14 protein-coding genes are annotated in these 21,439 nt (G+C 46.6%); 9 read left to right on the top strand and 5 right to left on the bottom strand.

Annotated elements, in window-relative coordinates; all coding sequences use genetic code 11:
• The first annotated feature begins 2 nt into the window (after positions 1–2).
• The 4 genes from aroG (at position 3) to tilS (ending at position 4,717) form a co-directional block, all read left to right on the top strand.
• A complete protein-coding gene (gene aroG / locus Q0230_RS01115; RefSeq protein ID WP_298607287.1) occupies positions 3–1,070 on the top strand; it encodes a 3-deoxy-7-phosphoheptulonate synthase AroG in 1,068 nt (355 codons plus the stop codon).
• 6 nt (positions 1,071–1,076) lie between these two features.
• Complete coding sequence (hisD, locus tag Q0230_RS01110) at positions 1,077–2,375, top strand: histidinol dehydrogenase (protein ID WP_298607285.1); 1,299 nt, start codon at positions 1,077–1,079, stop codon at positions 2,373–2,375.
• Positions 2,376–2,489: 114 nt separating this feature from the next.
• Complete coding sequence (locus Q0230_RS01105) at positions 2,490–3,446, top strand: acetyl-CoA carboxylase carboxyltransferase subunit alpha (RefSeq protein WP_298607283.1); 957 nt, start codon at positions 2,490–2,492, stop codon at positions 3,444–3,446.
• Entirely contained in the window at positions 3,446–4,717 is a 1,272-nt protein-coding gene (tilS, locus tag Q0230_RS01100) for a tRNA lysidine(34) synthetase TilS (protein ID WP_298607282.1), read from the top strand. The genes Q0230_RS01105 and tilS overlap by 1 nt, the downstream gene beginning before the upstream one ends.
• On the opposite strand, the gene Q0230_RS01095 is transcribed toward tilS, so the two are convergent.
• The gene (locus tag Q0230_RS01095) at positions 4,714–5,556 is read right to left on the bottom strand and encodes a sulfurtransferase (protein ID WP_298607280.1); all 843 of its coding nucleotides are present in this window, start codon (positions 5,554–5,556) and stop codon (positions 4,714–4,716) included. The two genes, tilS and Q0230_RS01095, sit on opposite strands and share 4 nt — an antisense overlap.
• Positions 5,557–5,713: 157 nt before the next feature.
• Between Q0230_RS01095 and Q0230_RS01090 the strand changes: the two genes are divergently transcribed.
• Positions 5,714–7,165, top strand: coding sequence for an OmpA family protein (locus Q0230_RS01090; RefSeq protein WP_298607278.1), 1,452 nt, complete (start codon positions 5,714–5,716; stop codon positions 7,163–7,165).
• 110 nt (positions 7,166–7,275) lie between these two features.
• On the top strand, positions 7,276–10,473 hold the full coding sequence (locus Q0230_RS01085; protein WP_298607276.1) for a hypothetical protein: 3,198 nt from the start codon (positions 7,276–7,278) through the stop codon (positions 10,471–10,473).
• Here Q0230_RS01085 and recG read toward each other — a convergent pair whose 3' ends face one another.
• The gene (gene recG / locus Q0230_RS01080) at positions 10,474–12,576 is read right to left on the bottom strand and encodes an ATP-dependent DNA helicase RecG (RefSeq protein ID WP_298607274.1); all 2,103 of its coding nucleotides are present in this window, start codon (positions 12,574–12,576) and stop codon (positions 10,474–10,476) included.
• A 98-nt stretch (positions 12,577–12,674) separates the two neighbouring features.
• On the opposite strand from recG, the gene Q0230_RS01075 reads away from it, so the two are divergent.
• Together Q0230_RS01075 and Q0230_RS01070 are read left to right on the top strand one after the other, a co-directional pair.
• Positions 12,675–13,280: an RNA polymerase sigma factor gene (locus tag Q0230_RS01075; protein WP_298607272.1), complete on the top strand. Its 606-nt coding sequence runs from the start codon at positions 12,675–12,677 to the stop codon at positions 13,278–13,280.
• On the top strand, positions 13,280–14,458 hold the full coding sequence (locus tag Q0230_RS01070) for a formylglycine-generating enzyme family protein (protein WP_298607270.1): 1,179 nt from the start codon (positions 13,280–13,282) through the stop codon (positions 14,456–14,458). Before Q0230_RS01075 ends, Q0230_RS01070 begins: the two co-directional genes overlap by 1 nt.
• Here Q0230_RS01070 and Q0230_RS01065 read toward each other — a convergent pair.
• The 3 genes from Q0230_RS01065 to Q0230_RS01055 all read right to left on the bottom strand — a co-directional run bounded on the left by Q0230_RS01065 (position 14,455) and on the right by Q0230_RS01055 (position 18,953).
• Positions 14,455–15,327, bottom strand: a complete 873-nt coding sequence (locus Q0230_RS01065; RefSeq protein WP_298607268.1) for an ankyrin repeat domain-containing protein — start codon at positions 15,325–15,327, stop codon at positions 14,455–14,457. The genes Q0230_RS01070 and Q0230_RS01065 overlap by 4 nt on opposite strands.
• Positions 15,328–15,454: 127 nt before the next feature.
• Positions 15,455–17,893: an FAD-dependent oxidoreductase gene (locus tag Q0230_RS01060; RefSeq protein ID WP_298607266.1), complete on the bottom strand. Its 2,439-nt coding sequence runs from the start codon at positions 17,891–17,893 to the stop codon at positions 15,455–15,457.
• 133 nt (positions 17,894–18,026) lie between these two features.
• Complete coding sequence (locus tag Q0230_RS01055) at positions 18,027–18,953, bottom strand: GlxA family transcriptional regulator (RefSeq protein WP_298607264.1); 927 nt, start codon at positions 18,951–18,953, stop codon at positions 18,027–18,029.
• Positions 18,954–19,161: 208 nt separating this feature from the next.
• Between Q0230_RS01055 and Q0230_RS01050 the strand changes: the two genes are divergently transcribed.
• Positions 19,162–21,390 carry an NADP-dependent isocitrate dehydrogenase gene (locus Q0230_RS01050; RefSeq protein WP_298607262.1) on the top strand — a complete coding sequence of 743 codons (2,229 nt, stop codon included), beginning with the start codon at positions 19,162–19,164 and terminating at the stop codon, positions 21,388–21,390.
• Positions 21,391–21,439 lie beyond the last annotated feature (49 nt).

Below are 21,439 nucleotides of genomic sequence, written 5' to 3'. Positions count from 1 at the left end.
GAATGAAATATCAAACCGATGACTTACGGATTATTGGCGTGGATGAATTAGTTCCCCCTCGAGTCTTGCATGAGGAACTGCCACTGAATCAAGTGGCCAGCGAGACTGTGTATAAAGGTCGCCAACAGGCGCATGAAATTATTCATGGCCGTGATGATCGTTTACTCGTCGTGGTAGGGCCTTGTTCGATTCATGATGTAGATGCAGCAATGGACTATGCCCAACGCTTGTCTGAACTGCGCAAGTCTCTCAATAAAGACTTGCACATCATTATGCGGGTTTATTTTGAAAAGCCCCGTACCAGTGTCGGTTGGAAAGGTTTGATCAATGACCCTGATTTGGATAATAGCTTCCATATCAATAAAGGTTTGCGTACTGCACGTAAACTCTTATTAGACTTAGCCAATATGGGGATGCCGGCAGGAACTGAGTTCCTGGATCTCATTAGTCCGCAATATGTCGCTGATCTAGTCAGTTGGGGGGCGATTGGCGCACGTACTACGGAAAGCCAAGGCCATCGTGAGTTATCCTCAGGGATTTCTTGCCCGATTGGTTTCAAGAATGGTACTTATGGCAATGTAAATATCGCGATTAATGCGATTGCCGCTGCTTTACGCCCACATCATTTCTTGTCGGTGACCAAAGATGGCAATACGGCAATTTTCGCAACACGTGGGAATGAAGATTGCCATGTGATTTTGCGCGGTGGTAAAGAGCCTAATTATGATGCGGGCAGCGTAGCCAATACCATATCGGAATTGCGTAAAGAAGGTTTACCCCCTTATTTAATGATTGATTTCAGTCATGCCAATAGTTGCAAGGATTATCGTCGTCAAGTGGATGTTGCCCATGATGTGGCTAATCAAATCGCTGAAGGCCAACGGGCTATTTGTGGCGTGATGATTGAAAGTCATTTGGTGGAAGGCAATCAAAAGGCCGAGGGTAAAACTCGTGAAGAATTAGTTTATGGCCAAAGTATTACCGATGCTTGTATCAATTGGGATACCACGGAACGAGTTTTAAATACTTTAGCGGAAGCAGTGCGCGTGCGTCGGACTAAAAAGGCATAGAGTGTGATGAAGATTCAGCAATTATCCACCCAAGATCAAGGCTTTTGGCAGCAACTCGATACTTTACTGGCTTGGGAGAATGTCTCGGATGATGCCGTGTTTGGCACCGTGAATGAGATTATCAAACAGGTGCGTAGCCGTGGTGATGCCGCTGTGGTCGAATACACCAATCGCTTTGATCGTATGCAAGCAAGTTCTATGCAAGAGCTGGAAATTGCTCCAGAGCGTTTGCAAGCCGCTTTAGCAAAGCTTCCTACTGATCAGCGTATAGCCTTACAACAAGCTGCGGAGCGTATTCGTCGCTATGCAGAACGGCAAAAGCTAGAGTCTTGGTCTTATACTGAGGCAGATGGCACTTTATTAGGCCAGCAGGTGACCGCTTTAGATCGGGTTGGTTTATATGTACCCGGTGGTAAAGCGGCTTATCCGTCTTCTGTATTGATGAATGCAATTCCGGCTAAAGTCGCGGGTGTACCTGAGTTAATTATGGTGGTGCCTACTCCAAATGGGGAGGTCAATGAGTTAGTGCTCGCAGCCGCGGCTACTGCAGGGGTAGATCGGGTATTTGCGATTGGTGGCGCACAAGCCGTTGCAGCTTTGGCTTATGGCACTGAAACGATTCCACAAGTGGATAAAATCGTTGGCCCCGGCAATATTTATGTCGCAACCGCCAAGCGTATGGTATTTGGTGCAGTCGGCATCGATATGATTGCTGGCCCTTCCGAAATTTTAGTCGTTTGTGATGGGCAAACTGATCCTGATTGGATTGCGATGGATTTATTCTCGCAAGCTGAGCATGATGAAGATGCTCAGGCTATTCTGGTCTCCCCAGATGCAAACTTTATTCAAGCAGTGCAGGCGAGTATTGAAAAGCTGGTGCAAACGATGCCACGTCAAGCGATTATTAATACCTCGTTGACAACACGTGGTGCTTTGATTCAGGTGCAAGATATGGCGGAAGCAGCCAAAGTAGCGAATTATATTGCACCTGAACATTTAGAGTTATCCGTCGCTGATCCCCAAGCTTTACTCAAAGAGATTCGCCATGCGGGGGCTATTTTTATGGGGCGCTATACCGCTGAAGCCTTAGGTGATTATTGTGCGGGGCCTAATCATGTATTGCCCACTTCACGTACCGCTCGGTTTTCTAGTCCTTTAGGGGTCTATGATTTTCAAAAGCGCTCATCTTTAATCAATTGTTCAGCACAAGCGGCTAGTGACTTAGGTAAGATTGCTTCAGTACTCGCACGTGGTGAAGGTTTAATCGCACATGCGAACTCGGCAGAGTATCGTATTCAAAACTAATGCTATAAAACAGTGCATGTGGGCGTGAGGGCAGTTAAAATAAACGCCCACATTGCTGTTGAAAGTTTAGCAATGTGACTACAAGTTATTAATTGGTCAGGACTTTTATATATAATGAATCCGGATTTTCTCGACTTTGAGCAGCCGATTGCCGAATTACAAGCAAAGATCGAAGAGCTGCGTTTTGTAGATGATACGCAGATTAATCTCAGCGAAGAAATCGCCAAATTAGAAGAAAAAGCACAAACCCTGACCCGTTCTATCTTCGCGAAACTCAGTCCACGGCAAATCTCTCAATTAGCCCGCCATCCGAAGCGTCCTTATACGCTGGATGTAGTCAAAGCTTTATTCACTGACTTTACCGAGTTACATGGGGATCGTGCTTTTGCCGATGATAATGCGATTGTGGGTGGGATTGCACGTTTCCGTGGGCAATCGATTATGGTCATCGGCCATCAAAAAGGCCGTGATACTGCAGAAAATATTAAACGTAATTTTGGGATGCCGCGCCCTGAAGGCTATCGTAAAGCCTTACGCTTAATGCATATGGCGGAAAAGTTTCAGTTGCCGATTATTACCTTCATTGATACGCCTGGTGCTTATCCCGGTATTGGTGCGGAAGAGCGTGGGCAGAGCGAAGCGATTGCACGCAATTTGTATGAAATGGCGCATTTGCGGACTCCGATTATTTGTACGGTGGTGGGTGAGGGTGGTTCTGGTGGAGCACTCGCGATTGGCGTGGGTGATCGCGTGATGATGCTGCAATATGCGACTTATTCAGTCATTTCTCCGGAAGGTTGTGCGTCGATTTTATGGAAAAGTGCAGAGAAAGCGGCTGATGCGGCGGATGCCATGGGAATTACTGCCGATCGTTTGAAGTCTTTAGGTTTAATAGATCAAATTATCCCTGAGCCTTTAGGGGGTGCGCATCGGAATATGCCAGTCGCCGCACAAGCAGTAGGCGAGGCACTTGAAGCCAATTTACGTGAATTAAAAGCACTGAGTATCGACAAGCTCTTGGAGAAGCGTTATCAGCGCTTATTGAGCTTCGGTCAATACGAAGAGGCCTAATGATTCAGGAAGGCTTACTTTCCTTCCTACAAGCTCAGCCGGCTAATAAGTATTATCTAGCTTATAGCGCTGGTCTCGACTCTCATGTGCTGTTACACGCCTGTGCAGCACTTCAAGCACAATATCCCCAATGCTTCCAATTCGAAGCCATTCATATTCATCATGGTTTACAAGCTGTTGCAGATGCTTGGGTAGAGCATGCTCAGCAGATTTGTACTGGCTTAAACCTGCCTTTAAAACTCATTTATTTAAACCTGAAACCTGTAGCAGGTGAAAGTTTAGAAGCTATTGCCCGTCAAGCTCGTTATCAAGCCTTTAGTTCGTGTTTAGCAGCGGATGAAATCTTGTTAACTGCACATCATCAGGATGATCAAGCTGAAACTTTTTTGTTGAATGCTTTACGCGGTAGTGGTGGAGCGGGTTTGGCAGCGATGCCAAAGGTGCGTAGTTTAGGTTTAGGCCAACTTGGACGCCCTTTACTAGCCTTTAGCCGAGTACAGTTGGAGGCTTATGCTGAACAACATCAATTAGACTATGTAAATGATCCCACCAATGCTGAAACGCAATTTGATCGCAATTATCTACGCCATGAGATTTTGCCGCGTTTACAAACCCGTTGGCCAGCCACTAGCCAAACTTTAAGTCGTGCAGCGGCTTGGCAGGCCGAACAGCAGCAAATTTTGGAGCAGTTACTAGCTCAGCAATTGCCGCCATTCGCGGGTAGCCATGCGCAGACCTTGTCAGTGCAAGCTTTAAAGGCAGTTGATGAGCTTATGCAAAAAGCACTGATTCGACAATGGCTACATAGCTTAAGCTTTACTCTGCCGTCAGCGAAAAAATTACAGCATATCTTAACCGATGTGCTAGGAGCTGCGAGTGACGCTAGGCCCTGTGTGAAATGGCAGGGCTGTGAGTTAAGACGTTATCGCGATGACATATATGCCTTATCACCTTTAAGTCCACATGATCCTAAACAGGTTTTGGTTTGGGAGGATTGGGAACAGGACTTATATATCAGTTCTTTGGATTATTGGCTGAGTAAAGAGTTATTAATACCAAGCTTAAAGCAACAAGCTAAAGCTGAGAATTTACCAATTACAGTACACTTTCGCCAAGGCGGGGAACGCTTGCAGCGAGAGCAAGGCTATTCTTTAGAACTAAAGCACTTGTTCCAAACGGCAGGTATCCCGCCTTGGGAGCGGGAGCGAATACCTTTAATTTATTTAGGTGATGAGTTGCGTCTAGTGGTGGGCATTTATCCGAAAACCTAAGGCTCTCCGGTTGCAATCGGACGTTTTGGATCACGAATCCATTCACTCCAAGAGCCGACATAAAGGCGCGAACCGCTTAAACCGGCAATTTCCATTGCTAGCAAATTATGACAAGCACTCACTCCTGAACCACACATATGCACAATCTCATTAGCTGATTTGCCTGCTAGCTTAGCTTCCCATTCTTGTTTAAGAGTTTCTGCGGATTTGAATTGACCATTGCTTAAGTTATCCGTTAAAGGGCGGTTAAGCGCACCGGGAATATGGCCAGCCATTGGGTCAATGGGTTCTAGTTCGCCGCGAAAGCGTTCTGGACTCCGTGCATCAAGGAGTTGATAAGGATGTGATTGGCTTAAAGCTTCCGTTGTCAGGAAATAATCAGGTTGAATGTGGGCTTTGAAATTACCCATTTGCTCGGGTTTATTTGCTTGATTTTGCTCTAAAGGAGCACCAGCTGCTAGCCAAGCGCTGAAGCCACCATCTAAAACGGCGACAGCTTCATGTCCTAGCCAACGCAAAAGCCACCAAGCCCGCCCTGCGAAAGCTCCACTATTGTCATCGTAAACAATTACTTGTGTATTTCTATTTAAGCCACAAGCTGCTAGTTTATTAACTAATTTTTCTACAACGGGCAGGGGATGTCGCCCAGTGTTAGCCTGAATTGGAGAGGAGAGATCAGCATCTAAATGTAAATAAAAAGCGCCAGGGAGATGGCCAGCTTGATAAGCGCATTCTCCCGCTGACGGATCAGCTAAATTAAAGCGGCAATCAAAAATAATCTGATCTTTTTGCCCAAGTCTTGCGACTAAGCTTTGGGTGTTGATTAAAGTTTTATACATAGGGCTTCACTAGGGTTGAGCTAAATCAATTTTTCTTTAGCTAGCGCTTAAGCTGAGAGTCAAAGTGCTGCTGAGTTAGCTAAGTTTTTATAGAGTGCATTTATCTGCACTATACTTTTAAACAGTTCTTTTGTACGTAATCTATCAAGGAATAGCAATGAGTGAAAAACGTTCGTGTTGTTGTGGTGCATTGCCAGCCTTATGGTGGTGGCTACTCACTTTGTTGGGCTTACCTCTGCTGTTTTGGTTAATGATCCATTCGCGCCAATTGCCAGTAGAAACTGATCTAACAGCCAGAACCACGGACGGTTTAAAGGCAGCCTCTTTAAACGATGTGCAGGTTAATTTAGATCATCGGGGTCGTGATGCACAATTAACCGGAAAAGTTGCTAGTGATGCGGAACGTGAGCAGGCAGTTAAGCTGGTACAAGATACTGACGGGATTCGTGTGGTCGATAATGCAATTGAAGTGGTAGCTCCTGTTGCCACGGCAACGGCTGCAGCTACTGTAGCAACTGAGCCAGTTGCAGCAGCTAATACTCTAGCAGCTACCCCTGCGCCTGCAGCAACTAGTGCGCCCGCTGCTACTCCAGAACCTGTGGTAGCGGCAGCTCCTGTTGTAGTACCACCTGTTGTTGAGCCAAGCTTTGCTTTACTGCCACAAGATGGCAAATGGCTTTTACAAGGCACTTTAAGTTCTCAGGAAGAGATTAAGCAAGCGGTGGCTTCGGCTGAGCAAATGTATGGGGCAGGCAAGGTAGTTAATCAATTAACAGTGGGTACGGTTGCTCCCGCAACTTGGTTAGCTTCGTTAAGTGGTTTAAAAGAGGTATTAGCTGGTTTGGAGCAGTCTGGCTTAAAATTCGCAAATGGGGTTTTTACCTTAATCGGTGTAGCAAGTTCTGACCAAGCTAAAGCAGATGCAGCGGCTAAAATTCAGCAATTATTAGGTAGTGCGCAGTTAGACAATCAACTGACTGTAAAGCTACCTGAGGTCGCCGTAACTGCTCCAGCCGCTGAACCTGCTCCAGCAGCTGCAACTACAGCAACTGCTGCTGTTACACCCGCACCAGCAGCTACTACGACACCAGTAACTACTGAACCTGCAACACCCGTGGTGGCTCCTGTACTCACTGAGCCAGCTGCTACTGCGGCAGCACCGGCTCCAGCAACACCTGAGCCTAGCGCAGCGCCCACCCCCCCAGTTCCTGTACAACTGACCTCTGAGCAGCAATCTTGCCAAGATAGAATGCGTGGCTCTTTAAATGGTCGGCAGATTTTATTTGAGACCAATAAAGCCACTATTAAGGCAGCAAGCCTAGGTTTATTGAATAATCTCGCCAAGGTGGCGAATGAATGCAAAGCGGCTCTGGCTGACAAAGTCATTCGGGTGGGTGGCCACACCGATGATCGTGGCGAAGATGCTTATAATCAAAACTTAAGCCAACAGCGTGCTGATGCTGTCAAGGATTACTTGAGCAAACAAGGCGTGGATGCAGGTTTGATTCAAGGTGTTGGCTATGGTGAAACGCAACCGATTGCTAGCAATGACACTGATGCTGGGCGGGCGCAAAACCGCCGTATTTCCTTTGACATTATTCAGAAGTGAGGCCTTCCCATGATGTATCTATTTTCTAAGTTATTTATCTGGTTACTACTCACCTTTATCTTCGGCTTGGTCATGGGTTGGTTTTCACGTTCAGGCAGAGGGGAATAAACATGACTATGTTCTTAATTCAGTCGCTGTTATGGCTACTGGCTGCTTTTTTCCTAGGTTATGGGCTTGGCCGTTGGCTAAAGGGTAGAGTTTGCAAACACCGTGAAGTTGAGACCCAAACCCAACTTGAAACTCAATCCACTCATTTACGTGTGCCTGTTACTACCGCCGCTGTAGCGGCTGGTACTGCAGCTACGGCGGCTTTAGCGCGCTCACGCGAGCCAGTCAAACCGACAGTTAGCGTTAAAGAACCGGAGATAAAAGCTCCAATAGTAACCGCAAAAGCACCAGAACTTAAAACCACCGTGACACCTTTGAAGGCAGAGATTGAACTGCCAAAAGTTGAGGTCAAAGCGCCAACGGTGAGCGTTACTGTACCTACGGTAGATCTGAAAGCTCCGGAAGTTGATCTACCTAAGTTGGATGTTAATCTGCCGAAAGTTGATGTCAAACTGCCAGCAGTTGATCTACCAAAAGTTGAGCTTGATGTCCCTCCAGTAGATGTAAATCTACCGAAAATGCAGATTCACCCTCCTGAAGTTGATGTGGATTTGCCAAAGCTTGATATCGACTTACCCAAGGCTGAAGTGAAAGCCCCACTGCTGGATTTGCCTAAGGTCGATGTTGAGATTCCAACTATTGATTTGCCTAAAGTCGATGTAAGTTTACCCAAGATTGATATGGATTTGCCGCAAGTGGATGTGAATCTACCAAAGGTAGATTTGAGTTTACCTAAAGCGGATGTTGAGATTCCAACTATTGATTTGCCAAAAGCTGAAGTCAATTTACCTGAAGTCGACACCCCTAAATTGGAAGTGAAAGACATCGCAGCGGGTGTTGTTGGCTTGGGGGCTGCCGCTTTAGGGGTAGTTGCTACTAAAATCAAAGCACCCGATGGTGATATTGATTTAACCGTGAGTGAGCTGGTCAAACCACCTGAAGTGGATGTGGATTTGAAGACGCTGCACTTAGAAGTCCCCGAGTCTAAAGCGAACCTCTCAGCAGTCGAATGGCATGATGCAAAAGCTAGTGTCGATGCGGTAACTGTGAATGTACCTGATGTAGCAGTCGATCTGCCTGAAGCTAAGCTGCCAAATATGGATTTGGGTTTAGCTGCAGCTAATATCCATACCCCAGAAGGCAAAACTGAGCTGACCGCCTTACATGTCGATGTTCCAGCTACCTCGATTCATTTACCTGAAGCGGGTATTGAGCGCGAACAAGTGAAGGTTGGTGCAGGCTTAGTAGAGTTAAATACCCCCGACGGTTTATACACGGTAGAAGGTGCTAAGGTAGAGGCATTGGATTCTCAAGAAATAGCGGCTGCGCTGCGCTTGACTAAGCCGGATGGTAATGTGCAGCTTGCAGGTTTAGCCACTGATCCAAATGGGCAGGTGAGCTTGGCTACTCTAGATAAGACGGCTAGTGGTGTTGAGCTACAGAGTGTTGAACTAGGCACTATGCAAACAGGTTTGGTTAATTCAGATTGGTTAGCAAGCTTAAAAGCCGCTGCTTTAGCGCAAGGAAATAGCATTTTAGCGGGTGCTGCTGAGCAAGCCTTGGCGAAAGCCTCACCATTATCTAGCCTTGAGATTGGCTCAATTGGTGGAGGCTTAAGCGCCGATTTACTGGATACGCTGAAGAAAGCTGCGGTAGGGGTTGGCGTGGGTGCTGTGGCAGCAAAAGCTACTGAGGGGTTAGCAGGTATGCCTAAACCTGTGGATGAGTCTGATTTAATCGAAGTAGGTAAAACACTTAGCGATGATTGGGAGCGCGGTGTCGAGACTACAGCAGTCGGTACGAATCTACCCAGCCAAGTTCCTGCGCAGTTAGCTAGTTTGGATACAACGGCATCTACACATACAACGGTTAAAGAGGTGTTAGCCAACACGGTGGAGCAGACCTTAGCCGCTCAGCCTAAGCCAGTGGATGAATCCGATGTGATTGAAGCTGGTAAAAATGTCGCTGAAGCTGTGCTCAATCCAAGAGGCTTGAGTGTCACTGAGATCGGCAGTTTAGGCCAAGGTTTAAATACGGATGCCCTGACAAGTTTGAAGCTGACTGCTGCAGGTGCTGCGACTGTAGCAGCAGTGCAAGCTAATTTACAATCCGGTGCACAACCAATGATTGTGGATGAGTCCGATGCCATTGAAGCGATTAAATTAGCTTGGGATGGTGAATTGAGTCCTGCTGAATTAGCTGCTTTAGAACACACTTTGATTTTGCGTCTGGGAGAAACAGGGCGCTTAGGCTTGGTGACTTGTTCAGTGCCCGGTACTAATTGCGTGTCCTTAGGGGGCTTGGAAGGTGATTTAAGTGCAGGCGATGCTATGCGCTCGAATCTCTTCAATATGGCGGTTACTCATAATGACGATGGCAATTATGTGTTCTCAAGTCTGTCTAAATGGCTACCCGATTGGATCAAATCAGGTGATTTTTCTGAGCATACTGACGAGCTAGCCAATCTAGTTTGGGATAATGATCCGCAGGCCGTTGAGCATGCTGCAGGTTATCAATTGACCCTCCGTGAAGGTCAATATGGTGATTTAGGTCTAGTATCTTGCGCGGTAAATGAAACCGGCTCAGTCAGTTTAGGCGGGATTGTGGGTTCAATTGCCGAAGGTCAGACAGCTGTCTCAAAACTCTATGGGATTTTTGTCGAGCGCGCCGGTGATGTTTATACCTTTAAACAGTTCTCTAAGCCTAAAGCTACTGGTTCATGGGTAACTAATGCTCAAGCAGCGGTAGCAGCAGTAGGTGCTGGAGTGGCTGCTCAAGCAAACGCTGCTGTCGATGCAGTGCAAGAGATTGTGTTGCCAGTCACTAAATCTCAGCCGACTGATAGGCTTGAGCCGGATCTAGCTTGGACTGAAGATAAGCTACGCATCAATCTGCAACGCTTAATTGAAGAAAGTCATGATCGGCGTGGCTCTAAGTTAGTCAGTCAGCTTTGGGATAGCGACAGTGGTTATGATTGTGGCGTACTTGAAGGTGAGGAAAGCTTAGTGCTTAAACCGGGCTTGTACGGCAAACTTGGTTCAGTACATTGTGGCGTGACTAAGCCTGGACGTGTGGTAGTCAGTGGCGATGTCAGTGCTTTAGCTGAAGGCGAAGGTGTCTTGTTCCATCTGTACAATATTGTTGTCTGTCGTGACGACGAAGATAACTATCGTTTTGAGCGTCTGAAAGATCTAGTCTAGTTAGCTCTGGAAGAAGCGAATTGCGGTATCCCCGCCCGGTTGCTGTAACCAGCGCCGGGTGAGGGCAATTACCTTATCAGGCTCATGCGCCACAATTTGTTTAGCTACTTCTTGCACTAAAGGTAGCCAATGCTGATCCCGTAGTAAGCTCGCCATGCGTAAGCGCACATCCCCCGTTTGTTTAGTCCCCAAAACTTCGCCAGGGCCACGTAGCTCTAAATCAATATTCGAAATTTCAAAGCCATCGGTGCTATTACACAAGGCTTCTAAGCGTTTTTGTGCGGTCTTACCTAAGGGGGCTTGATAAAGCAGTACACAACTACTTTCAGCACTACCACGCCCAACTCGTCCGCGTAATTGATGCAATTGCGAAAGCCCTAAGCGCTCTGCATTTTCAATAATCATAATCGAGGCATTCGGCACATCGACCCCAACTTCAATCACAGTGGTCGCCACTAACAGCTGCAATTGATTGGCTTTAAACGCCTGCATAATCCGTTCTTTCTCACTCGGGTGCAGGCGACCATGAATTAAGCCAATTTCGATACCGGGCAATTCTTCACGCAAGAGTTCGGCGGTATTTTCAGCGGCTTGGCATTGCAAGACTTCAGATTCATCAATCAGGGTACAAACCCAATACACTTGGCAGCCGCGTTGACAAGCTTTTTCAACACGGCGAATCAAACGATCCCGATTGTCATTGCTCAATTGCACCGTTTTGATCGGTGTGCGTCCGGGGGGTAGCTCATCAATAATCGAATAGTCCAAATCACCATAAGCGGTCATAGCTAAGGTACGCGGAATCGGTGTTGCGGTCATGACTAATTGATGCGGATAATAATCGCCTTGTTTACCTTTTTCACGTAGCTCCAAGCGTTGATGTACGCCGAAGCGATGTTGTTCATCAATAATAATTAAACCAAGCTGCAAGAACTCGACTGTGCGTTGAAACAGGGCGTGTGTACCGATGGCAATATGCCCAATACCTAGCAAGAGGTTTTCAACTTGGCGGCGACGTTGCTTAGCCGTTTGATTGCCAGAAATATAAACTACATCCAAGCCTAATGGTTCGAGCCAAGCACAGAAATTCCGATAATGTTGCTCGGCTAATAATTCAGTGGGAGCCATTAAAGCGACTTGATAGCCATTGGTGATCGCATGGAGAGCCGCAGCGACCGCAACCAAAGTTTTGCCTGAGCCAACATCCCCTTGGACTAAGCGATTCATTGGGCTACCCAATTGCAAGTCCCGACTGATTTCCTGGATGACGCGAGTTTGGGCTTTAGTGGGAGCAAAGGGTAACAGTTTAAGCAACTGCTGAAAGAGTCGGTTAGACTCTGGCATGAGCGGCGCTTTAACTTGATTAATTTGATGGCGCGCTTGTTGTACACCCAGTTGATGTGCCAATAATTCCTCAAAAATCAAACGCTGTTGAACTGGATGCTTCCCCTCTAAAAGTTGGCGGCTAGCCACTTCACTCGGTGGTTGATGAAGTAAGCGAATACAATCAGCTAAGGGTGGAAAATTGTACTCACGCACCAGTGGTGCAGGTAGCAGCTCCTCTAATTCATAGACTTGCTCTAAAGCCATTTTAATCAAACGACTTAGGCTACGTTGCTGCATTCCCTCTGTACTCGGATAGGTGGGGGTGAGGGTGTTTTCTAACGGCGGTAAATCCCCTGCATTCACAATCCGGTATTCAGGATGCACCATTTCTAGTTTGCCACCCGCTTGGCGCACTTCGCCAAAACAGCGAATATAAGCACCTTGGCTCAAGCTATGCTTTTGCCCATTGGTGAAGTGGAAAAAACGCAAAGTCAGTAGGCCGGTGCCATCTGAAATATGACAAAGCAGCATTTTGCGCGAGCGATTGACGATTTCAGTCAGCTCAATTTCACCTTCAATAGTGACTTCTTGCTCGACGCGCAAACTACCAATTTGATAGATACGAGTACGATCCTGATAACGTAATGGCAAGTGAAACAGCAAATCGACCACCCGCAAAATCCCTAAGCGCAACAACTTCTCAGCAGTGGCTTCATTCACACCTTTAAGAGCGGTAACGGGTTGATACAAGAGCTTGGGAGCGGCTGATTCAGTCATGGCTAGAGTTTACTACAGTCTGCTGTTTTGGTGTGTATCTGCGTTCTTAGGCGGGTAAAACGGCAGAAATGCGCTAGTATTCAGGCAGTGATTGTTAAATGAGTCTAGGATTGAGCGCGAACCCAACAACAAATGACCTTGTGCAATGCCGTGAAATGCTCTTGCAGTTCGTCGAGCAGCGCGGCGATAAAGGTGCCAAGCTTTTATCCGTACTGACGAGCTATATTCAATCTTGTGCTTATCGCCATTACCCGCTTAGTGCTGAGGATCAGCAGGATATTTTGCAAGAAGTTGCGATTAAAATTCTCAATCATTCTCAGCAGTTACAAGGTAATTGCAGTGCTTGGTTATTTTCAATCGTGCGTAATGAATATATTGATCGTTTGCGTCAATACCAGTCTAAGAAAAAAGTCTTTGAGCCAGATTTAGATGGGACACTGGTGCCTATCGCGGAAGAAAATACCATCTCACTCGCGTTTGCGGATCAGGCCTTATATAACCAAGTCGATTGCTTGGAACGAGTGTTTGATGAAATTGCGCGCCAGCCAACAGGGGAAGCGGATATGGCGATTTATACCGCTTATGTGCAAGGTTTGAGCAATGGTGAAATTGCCGAGCGCACGGGGCGTACGATGGGCGCGATTGCCAAACGTTTATCGGGTTTGCGCGAGCGGGTCTGGCAATTGAAACAGGAGTTGTGCTAATGGCAGGCGAAAATGAGCACGAGCCAAACGATTGGGCTGAAGTCGTATCGGGCAAGCGTTTGCCGGTTGCGGGTAAGCGTGATGATGAAGAGGCTGAAGCGGTGCGCCAAGTTTTATTGTGGCGCCAAGCCCGTGAGCAAACCGCTGTCATTACGCCTGAGCAAGCCGCTACTTTTTATCAGCGCAGTGAAAAGCTACGCCGTGAACGTTTGAAATCCTCGCGTAGCAAAACGATTAGCCTATTGGTTTTAGTCGGGCTTGGCTTATTGGGGGCGGGGTTAGGTTTGGGCTGGTGGTTGTCACATTCTAGTGCTATGCCCATAACGAATGGAGTTAGTTTAAGCAGTCGTGCAATTCCGATTATTCCTCCCGCCACACCACCGACTGATATGCCACAAATGATTGATCTGCCCGCAGGAAGTTTCACCATGGGCTGCACAGCAGGTTGGGATGATCAATTGGGTGGTTGCCGTGAGAATGAGTATCCGGCGCATAGTGTACAAGTGCAGGCTTTTGCCATAGCGCGGCATGAAATTACCGTGCAGCAGTTTAAACGTTTTGCCGATGCGACGAATTATGTGACCACGGCGGAATTTCAAAAGCAGGGCTGTGCCATTCAAGATTTACAGAAACTGAGTGCTTGGGTGATTAGCTCTGAACATAATTGGCGCAACCCTAGTTTTCCTCAAACGCAAGTCCATCCTGTAGTGTGTGTGAGTTGGCAGGATGCGCAGGCTTATACGGAGTGGTTATCCAAAGAAACGGGGCAAGATTATCGCCTACCCACTGAGGCTGAGTGGGAATATGCAGCGCGTGGCGGCAAAATCACCGCATTTTATTGGGGTAACCAGCCGGATCGGCATTTTGCGAATGTGAGTGGAGTAGAGGGTACTGATCAATGGGCACAAACTGCACCAGTTGGTCAATTTGCTGCCAATCCGTTTGGTTTGCATGATATGGCGGGTAATGTCTGGGAGTGGACGGCTGATTGTTGGCAACAAAATTATCAAACCACTGCAAGTACCCAAGATACTTGCAGCCAAAATGCTTTCCGAGCACGGCGCGGCGGTGGATGGGATAATGTGCCCGCCAGCGCTCGGTCAGCAGCGCGCAGCCCCGCATCAGTCTTAGATCGTAGTTATGTATTAGGATTTCGGGTGGTTAGAGTATTGCCTTAACCACCACTACATTGCGCTTGAGTTTTAGCACCCACTTGGCGCAAAGTAGTTATAATTTTTTCATCGCCTCGATCAATAGCTAAATCTAAAGGCATATTAGTTTTACAAGCTTGACCCCGAATATCTAGATTAGGATTAGCCCCTGCACTGAGTAGCAGTTTAATGGCGGGTAAGTTTTGGTGCCTAACGGCTACTGCTAGAGGGGTACCCCCATCAGTGACTTGACTGACTGCATTCGGATCAACGCCATTTTTTAATAGCCATTCAAGCATTTTTAAGTCAGAGGCATTAGCCTTGGGATCAGAGCCGTAACCAATATAGTTTTCTAGTGGATTAGAGCGACCTATATCTAAAGGAATCCCTGCATGCTGTAAAAAGCTTAAGGTTTTTAGTTCGCGAGAACTTAAAGCATAATCCATGATAGTTTCTTGTTGCCCCGCTAAATTAGCCCCTGCTGCAATCAATTGTTGCAAACGCTCTATGGCACCGCGTCCTGCCGCAACTAACATTTCTTGTGTTAGATGGTCACTATCAACAGTTAGGTCATTTTGATTGATGCTGCTGTGTGGATTCATACATTTTAGTAAGAGCTGAGCGCGTGCTTTAGTTTCATTTTCAGTTTCCTTCGGGCGGACTGTGCGACACCAATTATGTTGCCCTGCGCCATCCTCATTCCAACGGGCATCCGCAAAACCACAGTTCAACATTTGTTGGGAGCGAAATTGATAAACCGCTTTAGCCGCATAATCTTTGCAGGGATCATAATTTTCATAAACTTCAGCTGTGCTAGTGCTGCTCCAAATAATGAGGCTGCTGCAGAGCAGTGTATTAGCGATACGGTTTAAGTGTTGGGTAGCTGAGACAAACATAGAAAACTCCTTCGATTATTTGATAGTTGTGCTGCTTAACAGCGCATTCATCACTACAGACGAAGGAGTTTTGAAATCTTTACGGGTGGGATGAAAAAAAATTATATTTTTTCACTTATGCCGTTGTTTAAGAGCGCATTCTTGCACCCGCTGGATCATAGAAGCCTTGTAAAGAAGCTTCCGCTGTAAAGCGTTTGCGGGCAATTTCAAGCTCAAATGAGCCGTTGCGAATTTTCTCAGCGGTTAAATTCGGTAAATTGACATAGCCCATACCGATAGCTGAGCCTAAGCTATGTCCATACATACCTGAAGTTAGATAGCCGACAATTTGATCATCAAGCACAATCGGCTCATGGTGATAGAGCAAGGGTTCAGGATCCTGTAACCGGAATTGCACTAAACGCCGTTCGGATACTCCGGCTGCTTTAGTAGCCAAGAAAGCAGCGCGGCCAATAAAATCCTTAGCTTCTGGTTTTGCCGTAAAGGCTAAACCTGCTTGCTGCAAATTATCCGCAGGCCCTATATCATGTCCCCAATGCCGGAAACCCTTTTCTAAGCGCAAACTATTCACGGCATGCAAACCAACATTGCAGATACCCTCAGCCAGGCCAGCCTGCCATAAGGCTTGGTAAACGCGCGCTGCATTAGAAGCAGGAATCAATAATTCCCAGCCTAATTCACCCGTATACGAAATCCGTTGTAACCAAACCTCAATTCCTGCGACTTTAGTCAAGCAGCCTGTAGCAAAGGCAAAAGCAGGATTAGATAAATCACAATCAGTGACTTTAGCTAATACGTTTCGAGCTTGGGGGCCTTGAATGGCTAGGCAGGCATAGCTAGCACTGACATCTTCAAAAACAGTTTTACCTAAAAGATTTTTGCGTAAATGCCAGCCATCTCGATAAGTCGAGGCTACACCCGTCATCACTAAAAACTCAGTTTCAGCTTGGCGCGCAATCGTTAAATCCGCTTCAATACCGGCACGTTCATTCAGCCATTGGGTATAGACCAACCCGCCCACAGGCACATCAATATCAGCACAAGATAAGCGCTGTAAACTGGCTAAGGCATCCTGGCCAGTCACACGGAATTTACCAAACGACGAAACATCATACAGACCCACGGCTTCACGCACGGCACGATGCTCAGCGGCGGAAAATTCAAACCAGTTCTGACGCTTATAGCTGTATTGATATTCAGGTTTAGCCCCATTACGCGCAAACCAATTCGGGCGTTCATAGCCACCCACTTCACCAAAGCAAGCGCCTGCTGTTTGTAAAGGTTCATGTAAAGGTGAGATGACAGCATTGCGCGCTGTCTTATATTGATAGAATGGCCAATGCATCGCATACGTATGCCCCAGTGCTTCGGGGATACGTGCTTCTACATAAGCTTGGGTGCGTTGTGCAGTTTGGTGGCGGCGTACATCACATTCGAGAATATCTTGGGAGGGATAACCATCGATCAGCCAATCAGCCATGATCTTACCTAAGCCACCACCCGCACCAATTCCTTTGGAATTGAGGCCACAAGCGACCCAGAAATTATCTACTTCAGGGGTCGGGCCAAGTAGGTGCAAATTGTCTGCGGTAAAGCTTTCTGGGCCATTGAAGAAAGTATTAATACCGACTTCACCCAGCTGCGGCACAGTCTCAATGCCTGCCATCAAATACGGTTCAATATGCTCTAAATCACAGGGAAATTCGTCAAAACAAAAATCAGGGCTAATCCGCTCCATTGGGCAGCCTTTAGCATTATGCTCAAACCAGCCGACTAAATATTTACCGGCATCCTCTTTGAAATAGACGCCTTTATCAAAATCGCGCAGCACTGGGCGCTTAGTCAATTCGGGAACCGGCTCAGTGACTACATAGAAATGTTCGCAAGCATACAGTGGAAGTTGCACACCAATTTGACTGGCCAAGGTACGTGACCATAAACCACCAGTGAGCACCACCTTATCTGCCTGAATCACCCCTGTAGCAGTGCGTACACCCACCGCTGTGCCATGCTCAACAAGGATTTCCTCAACGGCCGTATTTTCTAAAATACGTGCACCATAATGGCGAGCACCTTTTGCCAATGCCATGGTGGTATCAATCGGATTAGTTTGCCCATCGGTTTTAATATGTAAAGCACCTAAAACGCCATCCGTACTAATGCCCGGATACAGTTCAGCTAAACGCTCCAAGGAAATCATTTCACATTCGACACCAAAGCCACTGATGACGGAAGCGGTGCGTAATAACTCTTCCAAACGCTCTTCAGTGCGAGCTAGGGATAAACTGCCGGTACGTCGATAACCGGTAGCTTGACCGGTTTCAGCCTCCAGTTCGGCATAGAGTTGATGGCTATATTTTGCGAGATTCGTTAACGTAGGTGTTGGCCATAACATACTCACTAAACCGGCTGCATGCCAAGTTGTTCCACAAGTAAGTTGCTTACGTTCTAACAAAACCACATCTTTGATTCCACGTTTAGCCAAATGATAAGCGATGGAGCAGCCGCTAATACCGCCACCAATGATTAAAACTGAGGCATGTTTAGGAGGGTTTGCAGTTGTCATGGCTAGCTCCGTGCTACTTGAGTGTGGGTAAAATGTTTTAAGAATGGATGCGACAGTTTAAAAAGAGTCAATAGATTTAGAAATATGAAAATTAGACAGATACTTATGAAAATTAGACATAAACTCTATTAGTCTAGTTAGCTTGGGTACGTAATTGTTGCGGAGAGAGTCCATAAAATTGGGAAAAGCAGCGAGAAAAGTTAGTAAGTTCACTAAACCCACATAACTCACCGATCCGTCCCACCGGCCATGAAGTTTGGCGTAAGAGTAGATGTGCATGTTCCAAACGCAGTTGACGATAATACTGCATCGGGCTAGTGGTATAACGCTCAGTGAATTGGCGACTAAAAGTACGTGGGTGCATATTTACCATTTGCGCTAAGGTCGCCAAGGATAAAGGTTGTGCGAGTGTGGCACGCATATAAGCTTCGGCGCGCTCAATACGATTTTGAGTAGGCATAGGGTTAGGGCGTTGAGTGGTATTATGGCTAACCGGGCCTTGGCAATACAAAATCTGATTCACTTCTGCCAATTGGATAGGGGTTAAAGAGTTGGCTAATAAACGTAGCATCATGTCAGCCACTGATAACCCGCCCGACGCACTAAAGAATCTATTGCCACAGGAGACACCCAGGGTAGTCAGCGTTATTTGTGGAAATTGCTGGCGAAAGTTATTTTCGGAATCCCAGTGAATAGCCATCGGGACGGTCGGTTTAATGCCCGCCGCAGCTAGGATAAAAGCACCTGTATCCATGCAACCGACTTGCACACCTTTTTGATATTGCTGGTATAACCAACTAAGTACGGGTGCGTGTAAATGCTGTTCTGGTTCAAAACCGCTAATCACCAAAATACAATCCGGTGGTTGGCAAGTTAACCAAGTGCAGTCGGGCTGAACTACATAAGCATTACAAGAAATGACTGGATTATTGTCGACGCTTAATACTTGCCAGTGAAATGGTGCTGGACTGACTACTCGATTCGCGATCCGCAAAATATCCATTACCAGATCAAGATTCAGCATAATGAACTGGTTAGCTAATAGAATGGCGACTTGCATTAAAATCAGCTCCAAAGATGACTTGTAAGGTTACTTATTACATCGGTTGAGTCTGCGCTATTTTGGTGCTTATTGTGCAAGTATTAATCTTTTTGCTGCGCTTTTGTGTATCTCTTGTTGTATATAGTAGAATAAGCGTGAGGAGATTTTTTATACCAAGCTGTCGCGCGGCTTGCGTTCATTTTACGAGCTATCACCAAGGACAATCATGACGACTAACAATCCAAAAATCATCTATACCCTGACTGATGAAGCCCCGCTATTGGCGACTTATTCCTTCTTGCCGATTATTCAGGCATTCGCGAAGCCTGCGGGGATTGACGTGGTGACGAGCGATATTTCGGTCGCAGCACGCATTTTGGCGGAGTTTCCCGATTTCTTGACTGAGGAGCAGCGCGTTCCGAACAATTTGGCAGAGTTAGGTGCTCTGACGCAAAATCCTGAAACTAATATTATTAAATTGCCAAATATTAGCGCTTCGTTGCCGCAATTGACTGCAGCGATTAAAGAATTGCGCTCTAAAGGCTATATGGTTCCAGAATACCCTGAGAACCCACAAACTGACGAAGAAAAAGCCATTGTTAAACGCTATAGCAAGGTATCTGGCAGTGCAGTGAATCCAGTTTTACGTGAAGGTAACTCTGATCGGCGTGCACCTGCCGCAGTGAAGCGTTATGCGCGCAATAATCCGCACAAAATGGGCAAATGGAGTCACGCCTCACGCACGCATGTAGCGCATATGACGCATAGCGATTTCTATCACGGCGAGAAATCCATGACCATGGAGCGCGAATGTGATGTGAAGATGGATTTGGTGACAAAGGATGGGCGCGTGATTGTGCTGAAAGAGAAAACCCATCTTCTCCAAGGCGAAATCATCGACAGTATGTTTATGAGTAAGCGGGCACTTTGCGAGTTCTATGAACAAGAATTGCAAGATGCAAAAGAAACCGACATTCTCTTCTCGCTACATGTCAAAGCGACCATGATGAAAGTCTCTCATCCGATTGTGTTCGGCCATGCGGTGAAAGTGTTCTATAAAGATTTGTTTGCAAAATACGGTGACTTATTCAAGCAAATTGGCGTCAAACCAAACAATGGTATGAGCAGTGTGCATGAGAAAATCAAAATGCTGCCCCAAGCGCAACAAGATGAAATCTTGGCCTGTATTAAAGAATGTGAAGCTCAGCGCCCACGGTTGGCGATGGTTGATTCTGACAAAGGTATTACCAACTTACATGCGCCGAATGATGTGATCGTAGATGCTTCTATGCCAGCGATGATTCGGGATGGCGGTAAAATGTGGGGTGCTGATGGCAAGATGCATGATACGAAAGCCGTCCAGCCCGAAAGTACCTTCGCACGGATTTATCAAGAAGTGATTAACTTCTGTAAAACCAATGGTTCGTTTGACCCACGGGTGATGGGTACTGTGCCGAATGTAGGCTTGATGGCACAACAAGCTGAAGAATACGGTTCACATGATAAAACCTTTGAAATCACTGAGGCCGGTGAAGCACGCATTGTGGATGATCAAGGCAATGTGCTCATGGTGCAAAACGTGGAAGAAGGGGATATTTGGCGGATGTGCCAAGCGAAAGATGCGGCGATTCGCGATTGGGTGAAATTAGCAGTGACTCGTGCACGCTTATCAAATACGCCAGCAGTATTCTGGTTAGACCCTTATCGTCCTCATGAAAATGAAGTGATTAAAAAGGTTAATCGTTATTTAGAAGATTATGATTTAACTGGGGTTGAAATTCACATTATGTCGCAGTTACGCGCGATGCGTTTCACCTTAGAACGTGCCTTCCGTGGCTTTGACACCATTGCGGTAACAGGTAATATTTTACGCGACTACCTCACTGATTTATTCCCGATTCTCGAGTTAGGCACTAGTGCGAAAATGCTCTCGATTGTGCCTTTAATGGCGGGTGGTGGTTTATTTGAAACGGGGGCGGGTGGTTCTGCACCGAAGCACGTCCAGCAACTAGTTGCTGAAAACTACCTGCGTTGGGATTCCTTGGGTGAGTTCTTGGCATTGACGGTATCCATTGAGGATGTAGCTCACAAGACCGGCAATAAAAAGGCGCAAGTTTTAGCGAATGCGCTAGATCATGCTACCGAAAAACTCCTCGATAACAATAAATCACCTTCTCGGAAAGTGGGCGAAATCGATAATCGTGGTAGTCACTTCTATTTAGCCATGTATTGGGCGCAAGAATTGGCGAATCAAACTGAAGATGCTGAATTGGCAGCTAAGTTTGCACCTTTGGCTAAAACCCTCACTGAGAATGAGCAGAAAATTGTTGCTGAATTGAATGGTGTGCAAGGTAAAGCAGTGGATTTAGGTGGTTATTATTATGTTGACCCCGCTAAAACCAGTGCGGTCATGCGTCCAAGTGCGACTTTGAATCAAGCTATTAGTAGTTTGTAGTTTCTAAAAGCTTATGAAGTAAGTTTTACATCCCCATCCCAAACGATGG

Origin of the sequence: uncultured Thiothrix sp., assembly GCF_937876535.1 — a bacterium.
GTDB lineage: Bacteria > Pseudomonadota > Gammaproteobacteria > Thiotrichales > Thiotrichaceae > Thiolinea.
This window is presented reverse-complemented; position numbering and strand designations above follow the sequence as displayed.